This window comes from Paraburkholderia tropica, from assembly GCF_914484835.1.
GTDB lineage: Bacteria > Pseudomonadota > Gammaproteobacteria > Burkholderiales > Burkholderiaceae > Paraburkholderia > Paraburkholderia tropica_A.
Window position 1 is genome coordinate 1 of the sequence record NZ_CAJZAR010000064.1, and the last position, 15,995, is coordinate 15,995.

The 15,995-nt window shown below is 62.4% G+C and carries 13 protein-coding genes and 1 tRNA gene; 6 read left to right on the top strand and 8 right to left on the bottom strand.

Annotation, left to right across the window (positions count from 1 at the left end):
* The 3 genes from LDO54_RS23365 to LDO54_RS23375 all read left to right on the top strand — a co-directional run.
* On the top strand, positions 1 to 751 hold a 751-nt coding region (locus LDO54_RS23365), incomplete at its 5' end, for a DNA-processing protein DprA (RefSeq protein WP_224013048.1).
* Positions 752 to 830: 79 nt separating this feature from the next.
* Positions 831 to 1,208 carry a thioredoxin family protein gene (locus tag LDO54_RS23370; protein WP_224013049.1) on the top strand — a complete coding sequence of 126 codons (378 nt, stop codon included), beginning with the start codon at positions 831 to 833 and terminating at the stop codon, positions 1,206 to 1,208.
* 374 nt (positions 1,209 to 1,582) lie between these two features.
* Positions 1,583 to 4,225 carry a DNA topoisomerase III gene (locus LDO54_RS23375; RefSeq protein WP_224013050.1) on the top strand — a complete coding sequence of 881 codons (2,643 nt, stop codon included), beginning with the start codon at positions 1,583 to 1,585 and terminating at the stop codon, positions 4,223 to 4,225.
* 156 nt (positions 4,226 to 4,381) lie between these two features.
* Here LDO54_RS23375 and LDO54_RS23380 read toward each other — a convergent pair whose 3' ends face one another.
* A complete protein-coding gene (locus LDO54_RS23380) occupies positions 4,382 to 5,494 on the bottom strand; it encodes a LysR family transcriptional regulator (protein WP_224013051.1) in 1,113 nt (370 codons plus the stop codon).
* A 366-nt stretch (positions 5,495 to 5,860) separates the two neighbouring features.
* Positions 5,861 to 7,711: a phosphoenolpyruvate carboxykinase (GTP) gene (locus tag LDO54_RS23385; RefSeq protein WP_224013052.1), complete on the bottom strand. Its 1,851-nt coding sequence runs from the start codon at positions 7,709 to 7,711 to the stop codon at positions 5,861 to 5,863.
* A gap of 419 nt (positions 7,712 to 8,130) precedes the next feature.
* Between LDO54_RS23385 and LDO54_RS23390 the strand changes: the two genes are divergently transcribed.
* Complete coding sequence (locus LDO54_RS23390; RefSeq protein WP_224013053.1) at positions 8,131 to 9,144, top strand: D-2-hydroxyacid dehydrogenase family protein; 1,014 nt, start codon at positions 8,131 to 8,133, stop codon at positions 9,142 to 9,144.
* A 122-nt stretch (positions 9,145 to 9,266) separates the two neighbouring features.
* Here LDO54_RS23390 and LDO54_RS23395 read toward each other — a convergent pair whose 3' ends face one another.
* Positions 9,267 to 10,160 (bottom strand): patatin-like phospholipase family protein, encoded by an 894-nt coding sequence (locus LDO54_RS23395; protein WP_224013054.1) that lies wholly within the window; start codon positions 10,158 to 10,160, stop codon positions 9,267 to 9,269.
* Positions 10,161 to 10,198: 38 nt separating this feature from the next.
* Positions 10,199 to 10,603: a PaaI family thioesterase gene (locus LDO54_RS23400; RefSeq protein WP_224013055.1), complete on the bottom strand. Its 405-nt coding sequence runs from the start codon at positions 10,601 to 10,603 to the stop codon at positions 10,199 to 10,201.
* A 295-nt stretch (positions 10,604 to 10,898) separates the two neighbouring features.
* Between LDO54_RS23400 and LDO54_RS23405 the strand changes: the two genes are divergently transcribed.
* Positions 10,899 to 10,974, top strand: a tRNA-Lys gene (locus LDO54_RS23405).
* Between the two features lie 23 nt (positions 10,975 to 10,997).
* Here LDO54_RS23405 and LDO54_RS23410 read toward each other — a convergent pair.
* The 3 genes from LDO54_RS23410 to LDO54_RS23420 form a co-directional block, all read right to left on the bottom strand.
* Positions 10,998 to 12,059 carry a tyrosine-type recombinase/integrase gene (locus LDO54_RS23410; protein ID WP_224013056.1) on the bottom strand — a complete coding sequence of 354 codons (1,062 nt, stop codon included), beginning with the start codon at positions 12,057 to 12,059 and terminating at the stop codon, positions 10,998 to 11,000.
* Positions 12,060 to 12,261: 202 nt separating this feature from the next.
* Positions 12,262 to 13,302, bottom strand: a complete 1,041-nt coding sequence (locus LDO54_RS23415; RefSeq protein WP_224013057.1) for a helicase RepA family protein — start codon at positions 13,300 to 13,302, stop codon at positions 12,262 to 12,264.
* A 203-nt stretch (positions 13,303 to 13,505) separates the two neighbouring features.
* Positions 13,506 to 14,387, bottom strand: coding sequence for a hypothetical protein (locus tag LDO54_RS23420; RefSeq protein ID WP_224013058.1), 882 nt, complete (start codon positions 14,385 to 14,387; stop codon positions 13,506 to 13,508).
* Between the two features lie 484 nt (positions 14,388 to 14,871).
* Here LDO54_RS23420 and LDO54_RS23425 point away from each other — a divergent pair, with 484 nt between their 5' ends.
* Entirely contained in the window at positions 14,872 to 15,039 is a 168-nt protein-coding gene (locus tag LDO54_RS23425) for a hypothetical protein (RefSeq protein ID WP_224013059.1), read from the top strand.
* Between the two features lie 12 nt (positions 15,040 to 15,051).
* Here LDO54_RS23425 and LDO54_RS23430 read toward each other — a convergent pair whose 3' ends face one another.
* Positions 15,052 to 15,849, bottom strand: coding sequence for a hypothetical protein (locus LDO54_RS23430; protein WP_224013060.1), 798 nt, complete (start codon positions 15,847 to 15,849; stop codon positions 15,052 to 15,054).
* Positions 15,850 to 15,995: the final 146 nt, after the last annotated feature.

The following is a 15,995-nucleotide window of genomic DNA, read 5'->3' on the forward strand; positions in this document are numbered from 1 at the left end:
CGCGCTCGACGAGCGCGGCGGCACCGTCGCGGTGATCGGCACGGGCGCCGATCTCGTCTATCCCACCGTGCATCACGCGCTCGCCGCGCAGATCGCCGCGCGCGGCGCGATCGTCTCCGAATGGCCGCTCGGCACGCCCGCGCGCTCGGCCAATTTCCCGCAGCGCAACGGCGTGATCGCGGCGCTCGTCGAAGGCGTGGTGGTGATCGAGGCGGCCATGCGCTCGGGCTCGCTCATCACCGCGCGGCTCGCGAACGAAATGGGCCGCGACGTGTTCGCGCTGCCCGGCTCGATTCACGCGCCGCTCACGCGCGGTTGTCATCGGCTGATCAAGCAGGGGGCGCAGTTGGTGGAAACGCCGGAGGAGGTGCTTGAGGCGCTGGGTTTTCTCGCACCGATGGCGGCGGCAGCAGCAGCGAAAACCTCGCGAGCGCCCGCCAAAAAGCGGGAAAAGCGCGGCAGCGAAGCAACGCGCCTTCCGCCGACGCGCGCCGCGAACCAGATCGCCTTGCCGCTGGATCCAACACCGCACGCTGAACCACCAGCACGTCCGCCAGCGCCCGATCGTCTCGACGCCGACGCCCGCACCTTGCTCGCCGCCCTCGGCCACGCGCCCGCCACCCTTGAAATCCTCGCGCAACGCACCGACATGGCCGAAGCGCTGCTCCAGGCCACGCTGCTGCGGCTCGAACTGGCCGGCCACGTGAGCGCGCTGCCCGGCGGCTGGTTCGCGAGGGCGTCTCACTGCTAGCGGCGCGCCGTGTTACATTCGCGCCAAATGCACCGCCCCACGCATTGCCTCTATATAGAAGAGAACGCAAGGAACGACCATGCCCGCGCTTGACCTCGACACCGACGCCGACCAGATCGCCGAGCGCGTCGCCGACCGCGACACGCTGTTCGTCGCGTGTCTGTGCGCCGAGTGGTGCGGCACCTGTCGCGACTATCGGGCGACCTTCGACCGCATCGCCGACGCGCATCCCGATATCTGCTTCGCGTACATCGATATCGAAACCCACGCCGACCGCTTCGACGACCTCGACGTGGAAAATTTCCCGACCATCCTGATCGAAGACAGCCACGCCACGCGCTTCTTCGGCACGGTGCTGCCGCATGGCGCCGTGGTCGAGCGCATGCTCGCCGACCTCACCGCGCTGCCGGGTGTCGCCGACGCGCCGAAGCTGCGCCCCGCGCTGCTCGAAGCGTGACGCAAGCTTGATCGGCACGTGACGGTCAGCGCGCACGCAAACGCATCGCGCCCCGTTAGCAACGCGCTGTGAGCGCGCCGTGCCGCCGGTCTCACGATTGACTTTGCGCCCGCTCAGGTTCGCCGTCTGCGCCACATCGCCGCCTTACGGCCCGCTTGCCCGCCGCCGCGCCGCGCCCTTATGATTGGCGCCCGAAAAAGCCGCAGCCAGCGGCGCGCGGTCGGCAACAACCGATGACACGAAAATCGCCACCGCCGCGCCATGTGCTATAAAGCGGTCGTTAACGAGGCGCCCCCAGGGCGCGACGGCCCCGCCACCGCGAGTCACCTGGCATAGACGGGGCGCCCACCGGATACACCCACACACAATCAGTCATGTCCAAAGCTCTGATCATCGCCGAGAAGCCATCCGTCGCGAACGACATCGCGCGCGCTCTGGGCGGATTTACCAAGCATGACGAGTACTACGAGAGCGACGACTACGTGCTCTCGTCGGCGGTCGGCCACCTGCTGGAGATCGCCGCGCCCGAGGAGTACGAGGTCAAGCGAGGCAAATGGAGCTTCGCGAACCTGCCCGTCATCCCGCCCCACTTCGACCTGAACCCGATCGCCAAGAGCGAATCGCGGCTCAAGGTGCTCACGAAGCTGCTCAAGCGCAAGGACGTCACGAAGCTGATCAACGCCTGCGACGCGGGGCGCGAGGGCGAACTGATCTTCCGCCTGATCGCGCAGCACGCGAAGGCGAAGCAGCCCGTGCAGCGCCTCTGGCTCCAGTCGATGACGCAGCAGGCGATCCGCGACGGCTTCGCGAACCTGCGCAGCGACGACGACATGCTGCCGCTGGCCGACGCCGCACGCTGCCGCTCGGAAGCCGACTGGCTCGTCGGCATCAACGGCACGCGCGCCATGACGGCCTTCAACAGCAAGGGCGGCGGCTTCTTCCTGACCACGGTCGGTCGCGTTCAGACGCCAACGCTCTCGATCGTCGTCGAACGTGAAGAAAAAATCCGCCGTTTCGTGCCGCGCGATTATTGGGAAGTGCGCGCCGAATTCGTCTGCGCGGGCGGCTTCTACGAAGGCCGCTGGTACGACCCGAAATTCAAGAAGGACGAGCACGATCCCGAAAAGCGCGATTCGCGTCTCTGGAGCGTGCCGGCCGCCGAAACCATCGTCGCCGCCTGCCATGGCCGCGAAGGCACGGTCACGGAAGAGTCGAAGCCGTCCACACAGCTCTCGCCCGCCCTCTTCGACCTGACGAGCCTGCAGCGCGAAGCCAACGGCCGCTTCGGCTTTTCGGCCAAGAACACGCTCGGCCTCGCCCAGGCGCTGTACGAAAAGCACAAGGTGCTCACCTATCCGCGTACCGACTCGCGCGCGCTGCCCGAGGACTACCTCAGCACCGTGAAAGAGACGATGGAGATGCTCAAGGAGAGCAACAACTACCTGCCGTTCGCCAAGCAGGCGCTCGACAAGGGTTGGGTGAAGCCGAACAAGCGCATCTTCGACAACTCGAAGATCAGCGACCACTTTGCAATCATCCCGACGCTGCAGGCGCCGAAGAATCTGTCGGAGCCGGAGCAGAAGCTGTACGACCTCGTCGTGAAGCGCTTCCTCGCCGTGTTCTTCCCGGCGGCGGAATACCGCGTCACGACGCGTATCACCGAAGTCGCGGGCCATCACTTCAAGACCGAAGGCAAGGTGATGGTCGAGCCGGGCTGGCTGCAGATCTATGGCCGCGACACGAGCGGCGAAGACGCCAACCTCGTGCCGGTGAAGAAGGACGAGAAGGTCAAGACCGACAAGATCGCCGCGCACCAGCTCGTGACGAAGCCGCCCGCACGCTACAACGAAGCGACGCTGCTCTCGGCGATGGAAGGCGCGGGCAAGCTCGTCGACGACGAAGAACTGCGCGAGGCGATGGCCGCCAAGGGGCTCGGCACGCCGGCCACGCGCGCGGCGATCATCGAAGGTCTGCTCGGCGAAAAGTATCTCGTGCGCGAAGGCCGCGAGCTGATTCCCACGGCCAAGGCATTCCAGCTGATGACGCTGCTGCGCGGCCTCGGCGTGGAGGAACTGACCGCGCCGGAACTCACGGGCGAGTGGGAATACAAGCTTTCGCAGATGGAGCGCGGCAAGCTTCCGCGCGACGCGTTCATGCAGGAAATCGCCCGCATGACGCAGACCATCGTCAAGCGTGCGAAGGAATACGACTCGGACACCATTCCGGGCGACTACGCCACTCTGGAAACGCCGTGTCCGAATTGCGGCGGTCAGGTGAAGGAAAACTACCGCCGCTTCGCGTGTACGAAGTGCGAGTTCTCGATTTCGAAGATTCCGGGCGGCCGTCAGTTCGAGATTCCCGAAGTCGAGGAACTGCTGCAGAACAAGACGATCGGTCCGCTGTCGGGCTTCCGCAGCAAGATGGGCCGTCCGTTCTCGGCCATCCTCAAGCTGTCGTTCGACGACGAGATCAAGAACTTCAAGCTCGAATTCGACTTCGGCCAGGATCAGGGCACGGAAGACGGCGAAGCGCCCGACTTCTCGCAGCAAGAGGCGGTCGGCGCGTGTCCGAAGTGCAAGGGCCGCGTGTTCGAGCACGGCATGAGCTACGTCTGCGAAAACTCGGTGGCGAATCCGAAGACCTGCGACTTCCGCTCGGGCAAGGTGATTCTCCAGCAGGAAATCGCGCGCGAGCAGATGGCCAAGCTGCTGACCGAAGGCCGCACCGACCTGCTGACGAACTTCAAGTCGTCGCGCACGGGACGTAACTTCAAGGCTTTCCTCGTGAAGCAGCCGGACGGCAAGATCGGCTTCGAGTTCGAAAAGAAGGAACCGAGCGCGAAGACGGCGGCCAAGACCGCGGCGAAGAAGTCCGCCGCGAGCGCCGACGCTGCCAACGATGCCGCCGAAGGCGCGGAAGAAACCGCCAAGCCGGCCCGCAAGACGGCGGCCGCGAAGGCTGCGCCCGCACGCAAGACCGCGGCGAAGAAGACTGCCGCGCGCAAGACGGGTTCTTAAGCGCGGATCGCCCGCGTCGCGCGCCATTCAGGCTTGCGACGCGCGGCATCGTTCATCGCATCGCCAAACAAAAAGGCGCAGCTTCTCACGAAGCTGCGCCTTTTTTATCACCCAATAGATCGCCGAAATTAACCGACGATCAACGCATAACGCGCATCAAATCGGCGAAATCGCCGAAGAACGCGTGCGACCGGCTGAAGCGCGGCCCGCCTTCGGCGCACGCTCGTCGGCGCCGTTGTGCTCGCCTTCCGCGCCACGCGAAGCGTCGAGCAGATCCGAAATCGGCTCCGCGCCGTCGAACGCCTCGGGCGCGCCGTTGCGCGCATTGGCCGGGCGCGCGAGGCCATCCTTGACCCACTGCTCGCCGAGCTGGCTGTTCGGCGTCTGGCTGAAGTGCTCCACCAGATGGTCGATGAACGTGCGCACCTTGGCGGGCAAATGGCGTCGGCTCGGGTACGCGACGTTGATCTCGACCTGCGGCAGACGGTAGTCGCCGAGCAGGCGCACGAGGCGTCCGCGCGTCATGTCGCGGCCGATCAGGTAGCTCGGCAGAATCGCGAGGCCCATGCCCAGCAGCGCGAACTGGCGCAGCATTTCGGTATTGTTCGCCACGATCACGTTGCTCGGGCGCACGCGCACTTCGCCATCCGGCCCCGTGAACACGCGCTCGTCGCCCCAGTATTCCGAGGGCAGCGACAGCGACGGATGCTCCATCAGGTGCTCGGGGCGCGTAGGCGTGCCGTGCTTTTCCAGATACGCGGGCGTCGCGCACACGGTCATGCAGCCCGTCGTGAGGCGGCGCGTGACGATGCTCGCGCTGCGCATCTGGCGCGCGGTCACGACGCCCAGGTCGAAGCCTTCTTCGACCAGATCGACCTGGCGGTCGACCAGCGTGACGTCGGGGATGACCTGCGGATAGCGCTGCGTATAGGTCTGCAGCACGGGCGCGAGATTGTGCAGCCCGAACACCACCGGCGCGACGATGCGCAGCGTGCCGACGGGCTCGTGGTTACGCGCCACCACCATCTGCTCGACGTCTTCGAGCTCGTCGAGAATCTGGCGCGCGCGTTCGAGATAGACCTGACCGGACTCGGTGAGGGAAAGGCTGCGGGTCGTGCGGTTGAGCAGACGCGTGCCAAGGCGACCTTCGAGGTCGGCCACGTGACGCGTCGCAACCGCATTCGAGATATCCATCGCCGAAGCGGCCCGGGCAAAACTGCCGAGGTCAGCCACCTTGACGAAAACTCGCATCGACTGCAAATGATCCATGAGACAACTCCTGCCTGTTACTGTCCGTCGGAATCCGACGGAGGAAACCACGAATTCTCCTACGACACGAGAAATCGTGCAGAAGTTGCCTAAGAAGCCCTGAATTTCTTCGAGATTTTCGCTACTGTCACTGATTACGCATTATCACAAGCATTATTGTTTCCCCGTTAGAAACAATTTTCCGCATCGCAGCGAAATGATCGAAACATCGCGAACAGAAACCGCCTTTAAAAGCAGTTTATTGCTCGTCAGTTTTTTGTGAATACTTGCGACCCCAAATAAAAAAGATCGTCCGAAGACGATCTTTTTGTTTATTTCGAGCGCTCACGATGATAGTGAGCACTCACATTGAGCAAAAAACCACGCTCAAAGGCGTCCTTCCAGTGCCGTGCGCGCGTCGCGCAGCGAAGGCGGAAGCCCTTGCGCGAGCGTTTCGAACAGCTCCGAATGCAGCGCCAGTTCCGCACGCCAGGCATCGGCATCGACCGAAATCACCTGGGCGAACTGCTCGGGCGTGAAGTTCAGGCCGCGCCAGTCGAGATCGCCATAACGCGGCGAGACGCCGAACGCGTGCGCTTCGCCCTCGCCCTTGCCTTCGATGCGGCGCACCATCCATTCGAGCACGCGCATGTTCTCGCCGAAGCCCGGCCACACGAACTTGCCGTCGTCGCCCTTGCGGAACCAGTTCACGCAGAAGATGCGCGGCAGCGTGGCGCCGAGCTTTTCGAGGCGGCCGCCCACGTCGAGCCAGTGGCCGAAGTAGTCGGCCATGTTGTAGCCGCAGAACGGCAGCATGGCGAACGGGTCGCGGCGCACCACGCCCTGCTGCCCTGCCGCGGCCGCCGTGGTTTCCGAGCCCATGGTCGCGGCCATGTAGACGCCTTCGGTCCAGTCGCGCGCCTCGGTCACGAGCGGCACCGTGGTCGAGCGGCGGCCGCCGAACACGAACGCGTCGATGGCGACGCCCTTCGGGTTCTCCCATTCGGCGTCGATCGACGGGCATTGCGAGGCGGGCGCCGTGAAGCGTGCGTTCGGATGCGCGGCCTTGCGGCCCGTTTCCTTCGCGATTGCCGGCGTCCAGTCCTGGCCCTGCCAGTCGATCAGATGCGCGGGCGGTGTGTCCGTCATGCCTTCCCACCAGACGTCGCCGTCGTCGGTGAGCGCGACGTTCGTGAAGATCACGTTCTCCTTGAGCGTCGCCATGGCGTTGAAGTTGGTCTTTTCGCTCGTGCCCGGCGCCACGCCGAAGTAGCCCGCTTCCGGGTTGATGGCGTAGAGGCGGCCGTCCGCGCCCGGCTTGATCCAGGCGATATCGTCGCCGATCGTGGTGATTTCCCAGCCGTTCATGGCGGCCGGCGGAATCAGCATCGCGAAGTTGGTCTTGCCGCACGCCGACGGGAACGCCGCCGCGACGTGATACTTGCGGCCTTCCGGCGACTTCACGCCGAGAATCAGCATGTGCTCGGCGAGCCAGCCTTCGTCGCGGCCCATCGTCGAGGCGATGCGCAGCGCAAAGCACTTCTTGCCGAGCAGCGCATTGCCGCCGTAGCCCGAGCCATAGCTCCAGATCTCGCGCGTTTCCGGGAAATGGACGATGTACTTGGTCTTGTTGCACGGCCACGCCACGTCCTGCTCGCCCGCCGCCAGCGGCGCGCCCACGGTGTGCACGCAGGGCACGAACGGGCCGTCTTCGCCGAGCACGTCGTACACCGCGCGGCCCATGCGCGTCATGATGCGCATGTTCACGGCCACGTAAGGGCTATCGGAGAGTTCGACGCCGATATGCGCGATCGGCGAGCCGAGCGGGCCCATCGAGAACGGCACGACGTACATCGTGCGGCCGCGCATCGAACCGGCGAACAGGCCGTCGAGCGTCGTGCGCATTTCGGCGGGCGCGATCCAGTTGTTGGTCGGACCCGCGTCTTCCTTGTTCTGCGAGCAGATGAAGGTGCGATCCTCGACGCGCGCGACGTCCGAGGGATCGGAGCAGGCGAGAAACGAGTTGGGGCGCTTCTGCGGATTCAGGCGGCGCATCGTGCCCGCGTCGACCATCTGCTGGCACAGGCGGTCGTATTCTTCCTGCGAGCCGTCGCACCAGACGATGCGTTCGGGCTGCGTATGCGCTGCGATCTTCTTGACCCATTCCACCAGTGCCCGGTGGCGAACCCAGGACGGCGCCTGCGTGGCCGCCTGGGCCGGGAAGTCGGGATGATTCATCGAAAAGTCTCCATAGGGGCTGATAAAAAATCGTTTCAGGCCCTTTTCGACGCTGCGTGCGAGAGGCACTTTTTTAAGCGTTTCAACGGCGAAACCGGGGCTGCGGTCCGCGCAGTTGTGCAGGTCGTCAAGGTCCAATCAGCAGGGGTTCGCAACCGTCTGTAAAGCGGCTTGCGCGGCGACCCGACAAGCTGATAAAAGGGGAAAAATTCTCGTTCAAACCTCGTGCAGCCGCATTGAGCGCCATCGAAAGAATCAGCAATTGCGATACCCGCGAGCGCTATTTCTTCGCTGCGACCGGTGCAACGTGAGGCGACCCCGTATTCATACCAGCCTGTCAAACGCTGCATAGTGGGATAACCACCAGATGAACATCGAGTCGCGCCACGTACGGTGCGCTGCCTATCACTTCTGCCGCCATGAAAATTGCCATCCTTGACGACTACCAGGACGCCGTCCGCAAGCTCGACTGCTTCACGCTGCTTGCCGATCACGAGGTCAAGGTCTTCAACAACACCGTACGCGGGCTCGGTCAGCTCGCGAGCCGCCTCTCGGAAGTCGAAGCGCTCGTGTTGATCCGCGAACGCACGCGCATCTCCTCGCAACTGCTCGACAAGCTCCCGCATCTGCGCATGATCAGCCAGACGGGCAAGGCCGGTCCGCATATCGACATCGACGCCTGTACCGAGCGCGGCATCGCCGTGCTCGAAGGCACCGGTTCGCCCGTTGCGCCCGCCGAACTCACCTGGGCGCTCATCATGGCGGCGCAGCGGCGCATTCCGCAGTACGTCGCCAACCTCAAGCAGGGCGCGTGGCAGCAATCGGGCCTGAAGACCTCGGCGATGCCGCCGAACTTCGGTCTCGGCCAGGTGCTGCGCGGCCAGACGCTCGGCATCTGGGGTTACGGCAAGATCGGCCGTCTGGTGGCCGGTTACGGCAAGGCCTTCGGCATGCGCGTGATCATCTGGGGCCGCGAGCATTCGCTCGAAGCCGCGCGCGCCGACGGCTACGAAGCCGCCGCCAGCCGCGAAGCGCTGTTCGAGGAAAGCGATATCCTCTCGCTGCATCTGCGTCTGCACGACGACACGCGCGGCATCGTCAAGCAGGAAGACCTGTTGCGCATGAAGCCGACCTCGCTGCTCGTCAACACGAGCCGCGCGGAACTGCTCGAAGAGAACGCGCTGCTCGGCGCGCTCGCGCACAACCGTCCGGGCATGGTCGCGATCGACGTGTTCGAGAGCGAGCCGATCCTGCAGGGCTACAGCCTGCTGCGCATGGAAAACGTGATCTGCACGCCGCACATCGGCTATGTGGAACGCGAAAGCTACGAGCTGTATTTCGGCGCGGCCTTCCGCAACATCCTCTCGTTCGATGCGGGCGATCTTTCGCACGTCGCGAACCCGGAAGCGCTGCAAGGCGGACGCCGCAAGTAAGGCGGCCAGCTTCGCGCGGGGAATTCGCGCACGCGATAAAGAAAAAGGCGGCCAGATGGCCGCCTTTTTTGCGTCGATGCGCTGTGTCGATGCGCTGTGTCGATGCGTCCGCGTGACCCGGCTCAGGCGTGCGCGGCCGCTTCGAACATCTCCGGCAGACGAACGAGAAAGCGCTCGCCGTCTTCGGCGCCGAGGTTGTACGCGTGCTGCATCTGCTGCGGGCTCGTGTAGTCCCAGCTTGAAATCGGTACCTTGGCGGTCGGCTGCACATAGAGGCGCAGCTGTTCGCCCGCTTGCCCGCCTTCGCCGCCCGTGCGGTGCTTCACCACGAACATCTGCGGACGCGGATACAGCCGCGTGACCATCACGAGCACGCGCCCGGGCGTGTCGTCGAGCGCGCCGACCGGCACGTTGTCGACCATGCCGCCGTCGAGCACGGCGCGCCCGTTGCGGCGCAGCACCGGCGTGAACGGCGGCGTGCACGACGACTGCAGCACGAGATCGGCGAGATCGTCGACGCTCGCGCAGGCCTGCGCCGTCACGAATTCAGGATGGAAACCGAGCTTGCGCCCGAGCGTGGGATGCAGCGTCTTGCGGATGTGCTTTTCGATGTTGTACGCGATGAGCCCCGCCGCGACCGCGCTGCGCGCGCCGAGCCAGCGCGGCAGATGCGAAACGCCGATGCGGATCTCGGGCGCGTCCTGCAGTTTCTCGAAGCGCGGCCCGTAGATGTCGAGCAGCGCCTGACGATAGATGCGGTAGTGCGGAAACACCGATTCGCTGCGCAGCAGGTTGCCCCAGTACGCGTTGCGCTTGTTGTGCTTGAGCGCTTCCTCGTAATAGCGCATGACCCACTGCGAATCGCGCGTGTAGATCATGCACGCGGTGGCCGCGCCCGCCGAAATGCCCGTGATGACGCGCGGACGCAGATCCAGCTTCGGCTGGACGACGTCCCAGAAACCCGCCTGCCACCAGCAGCGGTTGCCGCCGCCGGCAAAGACAACCTGATCGAACATGCGCCCTCTTGTCTTCGATTCGTCCTGAATCCGACAGCTTAGTCGAGCAGCGCGTAAGTCGAGGTCGCGTGAACGGCCATCCGACCGTCTTCGTCGTAGAGTTCTATTTCGCCGAACACCAGATTGCGGCCCATGCGCAGCACGCGCGCCGTGACCTTCACGTCGCCCTTGCGCACCGCGCGCATGAAATTGGTGTTGAGCGCGACCGTGGTCATCGGCTTGAATTCGCCGAGCGCCGCCGCGATCGCGACGATCATCGCCGTGTCGGCGGCCGCCATGAACACCTGGCCGCAGATCACGCCGCCCGCGTGGCGCAACTCGCCGGAGAACGGCAGCCGCAGCGTGGCGCTGTCCTCCGTCACTTCGAGCGGCTTCAACCCGAGCGCCTTCACCCACGGCGCCAGCACGCGCTCGAGCAGCGCGTCGATTGCCTTGTCGTCCATCGTCTCTTTTATGCCTTTTATGGAGTGCGTGCCGCGCAGCGGATTCCTTCGTTTCGACGGACCCGGCGGGCGGCGCGCGGTACGGCCGGCTTGCTGTCCAAAGCGGACCGAAAGCGGGCTCGCCAGCGTGGCGACATGATACCGGGACGTACCGCGTCCCGTTAATACGGGATACGGCGATGGAGCTTCAGCGAGGCGCCAACGTGCCGCTCCAGGCCGCCAGCAAGTTTTTTAGGAAATTTGCGAAAAGGACTTGCCAAGACTCAAAAGGCAGGGCATAATCTTTCTTCTGTTGGGGGCGTTAGCTCAGTTGGTAGAGCAGCGGACTCTTAATCCGTAGGTCGAGTGTTCGAGTCACTCACGCCCCACCAAAATTCTGTTGTAAATCAAGGAACTACGCCGCTTCTTCAAGCGGCGTTTTTTCTTTCCGGTCCGAGCTTGACCAAAACTTGACCGTGTTCGCGTGGGCCGCCACGTGGCTCGGCGCAAGGTGGGCGTATTTCTGCACCATCTCGATGGTCTCCCACCCTCCCAGCTCCTTCAATACCAGCAGCGGCGTGCCACGCTGTACGTGCCAGCTCGCCCAGGTGTGCCGCAAGTCGTGCCAGCGAAAGTCGTTGATGCCCGCCAGGCGACAAGCGCGGTTGAAATCGCGCTTGTCGTTCTGGTGAATACGGGCCGTCAGCCCTTCGCCACGCGTGAACACCAGCTCATTGGCTGACTTGCCTTTCGTGCGCCGCCCCAGAACGTCAAGAGCATCATCGTTCAGGGGTACCGCGCGAGGGCGGCCCGATTTCGTGTCGATAACGTGGGCGCTACTCTGAGTTAGGCTCACCTGAGCGACGGTAAGACTAAACAGCTCAGCCTCGCGCATCCCCGTCGCAACAGCCACGATAGCTGCGTCACGCATCCACTCCAGCCTAAGGCCCTGAAGAAAGCCGACGATGATTTCGGGCGACTCCCACCGCACACGGCGCTTTGGCTCATGGTATTTCGTCAGCTTGGGTACGTGGTCTATCCACTTCAAATCCGCGCATTCATTCAGCATGGTCTTGATAGTGGCGAGGTAGCGATTCTTCGTCGCGCCAGAAACCGCCCCGCGCTTGTGCAGATGGGCCGACTCCGTTGGCAGAGCGTTTTCGATTTCGTCAGCGGTTAAAGAACGAAGCGCACGACCAGCGAACTTCTCGTTCCAATACTGGATATGTCGGACTTTCGTCGCATAGTCCTTTTCGCCTTCGTGCGCCCGAAGGAACTTCACTGCCCCTTCTTCAAACGTATGCTCGGGCTGCTCCCCGAGCATAGATTGACGCCAGTATTGGGCTTTCAGCCGGTCGTGGTACTCCTGGGCTTCTTTACGGTCGGGCGTGCGAGCAGAGCCTCTAACTCTTTCGCCGCTCGGCGCGCGGAAGTCAACGAAGTAGACACCGGATTTTTTATCTTTGCGGATTGACACTCTGAATCTCCATCGACCCGCAGCGATAGCCGGGCATTATTTTTCCTGTTTTCGGTAAGTTCGGCAAGGCGTGACGGCCAGACGCGCCATACGCGCGAGCCCGGCAGACGAAATCCGATTTCGTGGCGCTTTTCGTAGACCGTGCTGTAGGACAACTGCAGGCGCTCGGCGGCCTGCCGCAACGTCAGTGCGATTTCGTCCATCACAGGCCACTACCCTTGGCACGGTCGGCGACCGTTATCAGGCCGCCCGTATCCCGAAGGATTGACCCTTCACACAGTTTCTTGATGGCCCGATAAACCGGCCCCTTCGCATAGCGCCCGTCAAAGTGCGTGACCACTTGTGCCTTCGTGACGCCATCCTTGCCCGACAGGTATTCGACGATGCCCCCTTCGACCTCACTGCCCCGTTTGCTCTTCGCCTTCTCCGGTGCAGAGGCGGGTGTGACGACGCAAGTTGTCGCCGTAGCCCCCCATTTCGTCCTGCCCATTTCCACCACGTTGACCTTGAAGCCGATGCGCGCACCCTTCGAGCCCAAATCACGGCTCTTGGTCACTTCAGCGTAACGGCCTCCCGGATGGTCTACGACCTCGATTTCCGTATCGACCGCCGCGCGAATCCCCGACCAGCCGCGCGCTCCCGCTGCGACGTTTTTCCCCGAGTGATGAATGAGCATGAAGTGCGCAGCGCATTCATTTCGAATGCGGTCGAAGCGTTCTATGACAAGGCCCATGTCTTGGCCAGCGTTCTCGTTTGCACCGGCGCTTAGCCGAGCGAGCGTGTCACCCACAATCAGACGCACTTTCAGCCCGCGCGACTTCTCTATCAACTTCACCGTCTCGACGATGGCGTTGGTGTCGCTATCGTCTTTAAACAGGTTTACCGGGCTTTCGACGACTACGAAGTTAGACATGCGCACGTCGTGATGCTTCTGGTAGGCCTGAAGACGACTACGTACCGAATCGGGCGATTCGGCAGCCAGGTACACGACCAGACCTTGCTCCGTACGCCGTGCCATCCAATCAACGCCACGGGCTACCGCAGCAGCCATGTCAACGGCAAAGAATGTCTTGCCGCTGTTCGAATCGCCGTAAAGCACGCTGCCACCACCAACGGTCAGCAATCCCTGCACCAGTTCGTCGGGCGGCGTAAAGGCATCTGGTAGCGCGTCGGCAAACGAGATGCGCAACGGCACCTTTTCACCTTTGGCGTTGGTTGTCGCGGGAGGGGCTTTGGTATTCATATCAACATCCAGATTCCAGCCCGTCACGGCGGTGCTTTGGACGTCGATACGCGCCGAAAATCCGCATCAACGCTCAAAGCAGGTCGCCGTGGTAGGCCTGATTGCTTCGGCTGTTGACAAGGATTTCAGAGGACGGCGACTTCTCCGATAGCTGCGTCGGTAAGCATCGGTAAACGTCGTCATTCATCGGCGAGCGTCGTCTACTACTGGTCCTCGCTCATTTTTCTGAGGTCTCTCAATCGCCTACTCAGTGAATCGTACGAAAGCTCTTTCCTTTCACCTTTCACGTTTTTCCAATACACATACTCTTTGTCCGCAATGATTAGCGGCGGCATCTCTTCCATTGCCATTTCACGCAATCTATTAAAAATAATGCTTGGCGCATAACTTCCAGTTTCATTGACGAGTGTCTCAATAATCGGCGCCAACAAGTCTGGCCTTTTACTCTTCAATTTATTTATGACGACTCTCAGAGGAAACCGCTCGCCTGCCCCCCTGGCTGCCTGATGTTCTGTATCCTCTGGAGTGCCGTGGGCTTGAAGATTCAAATTTGCGCTCGGAAACAAGAATTCCGGCAGTTGCCCTGGAAAATTCTGTTCTAACCATACCCGCAAATCTCGCGCGCGAACGACCTCTGGCGTGCCGTCCAAGTCACCCATGTTCAGGGCGGCTTGCAGCCACTCGAGGCGTTGCTCGAAGCCCGGCAGGTCGCCGAACTCTCCGGGACGAGGTAGCAATCGTTGCTTCCACTCCCGTCTTTTCACGATACGAGAAGCAGGCATTTTATCTGCTGGCTTACGCCCGAATCCCTGAGGGCACTGCAATATCGCCAAATCTTCATGTGCGAAATACTCCACTACCTCCTCTGGGCACCGTGGCTCTAGCTCGCACTGCGCACAGACCTGCCGTTCCCGCTTCCATTCAATCTCATCATCGACATCATCGCACTCGGCGTCGAATTTTTTTTGGTTGTATTCCCTATCAATTTCAGCAGTGTCGGCGGAGTCCATACGCCCCCTGACAACGCTGAAATCCACGCCTGCCCAAAGAGCGGCTACCTCCACAATGTTGTAGGTGTACTGCATCGGTCCAAGTGATAGTTAACCCAGGAAAGGTCGAGGGTACACGAAGGTACGTCTGGGTACAGATTCCAGACGCATGCCCGACGTAACCCAAGATACAGAGGTACACACACCTATAGGTGTGTGTACCTCTGTATCTGACATGGCGCGCGCGATGACGAGAGTGGAGCACGTTGAAAGGACTGGCTTACCAGGAAGAGGAATGGGCACGACTCCACGCCATCAGCACCGCTCCCTGGTTGCCCGCCTTTCCGTCGTGGAACAACACATAAGCCATCGACAATGAACGCGATTTCCTTCGCCCGCTTCGCGCGGGCGTTGGCAACCAAGGAGCGGTGACCGGCTTCAAACCGTCGCGACGCCAGTTACACCCCGAGCAACCCAACGGCGGGCGCAGCTCGCCTATGGCGATTGCAGCCATCGGGCCTAGCGACGCAAAAGGCTACTGCCCAGCCGATGCGCTATCGACTGGGCAGCAACGTTCTGCATGAGTGCCTTGCCTCGCGGAATATGCTCCTCCGACTACAAGACCAACATCCGCGCGACGGCTGGTGACGCGTATCGCACGCCTGGATTGAATCACCAGGAGATGGTCGGTGGCGCGCAGAACCAGCCCAATCTGCGCCCGTACCTGTATCAGGCACCTCGATTGTGAGGCGACTGGTATTCAGACAAAGAGCATGTCTGCGAATGAGTATAGGGTTGTCTCAAACGTGATGAGCGTTTCGACGGTGTCTTTCTGCCAGCCTGCGGCCTCCAGGTCGCGAAGTAGCTTCGACCGGAATGCAGGCGTGCAAATGAAAACAATCCGCGCCCAGCGCAGCCCCTTGCCGAGCATTACGGACTCGCGTCCGGGAAGCGCGTCGCGCCTGACCGACTGTAGCCATTTCAACAGCCGCGCATAATCCTTCGCGTTCTTGCGCGACCTCTCGACCTCATACCACCAGACTCTGCCATTGGCTTGCAAGACCACGTCCGGCTTCTTTCCATCTACGCCATCCACACCGCCCAGCCACTTATCTTGGGCAATTTCGCGCTCGGTCGAAACGCGATACCCGACGAGGATGCCAGAGATAGCGACTTCGTTGGCAACGCTGCGATGCTGAAACTGCGCCGAACTGAACGCCCGAATCAAATCTTTGCCCGACAACGCAGGCACCCCGAACTGTTGCAATCGGCGCGAGCCAGCTTCTGACAATGCATAAATCACACTGCCATTCGGCGCCTGTCCGCGCAGTACCTGTCGAGCATCGACCAATCGGCGCAGCGTTCGCTGAGCCATACGCCAGCCAGACGCCGAGGGCGTCGGTCGCTTCAGGTCTGACTCGGCGGGCGGACTCTTCTGCCATTGCTGCCACAGCAGCGCGGCCAGGTCGCGAGTCCGCAGCCATCCGAAGCGATGAAGCGCCCGGAGAACGCGTACTTCGTTCTCCACTGCGATGATGCGTCCGTCGCGCGCTGTCACGAAGTATCTCCAAATAGTGGGTTGATGCTTCGTATAGCGCGAACGACGACATATACCCGTGTTCGACCTCCAATACGGCGGAGGACGAACACCGAAGGCGTAGCCGCTATCGCGGCGAGCCACCATGCCCTCCTCGCAAAACTGGA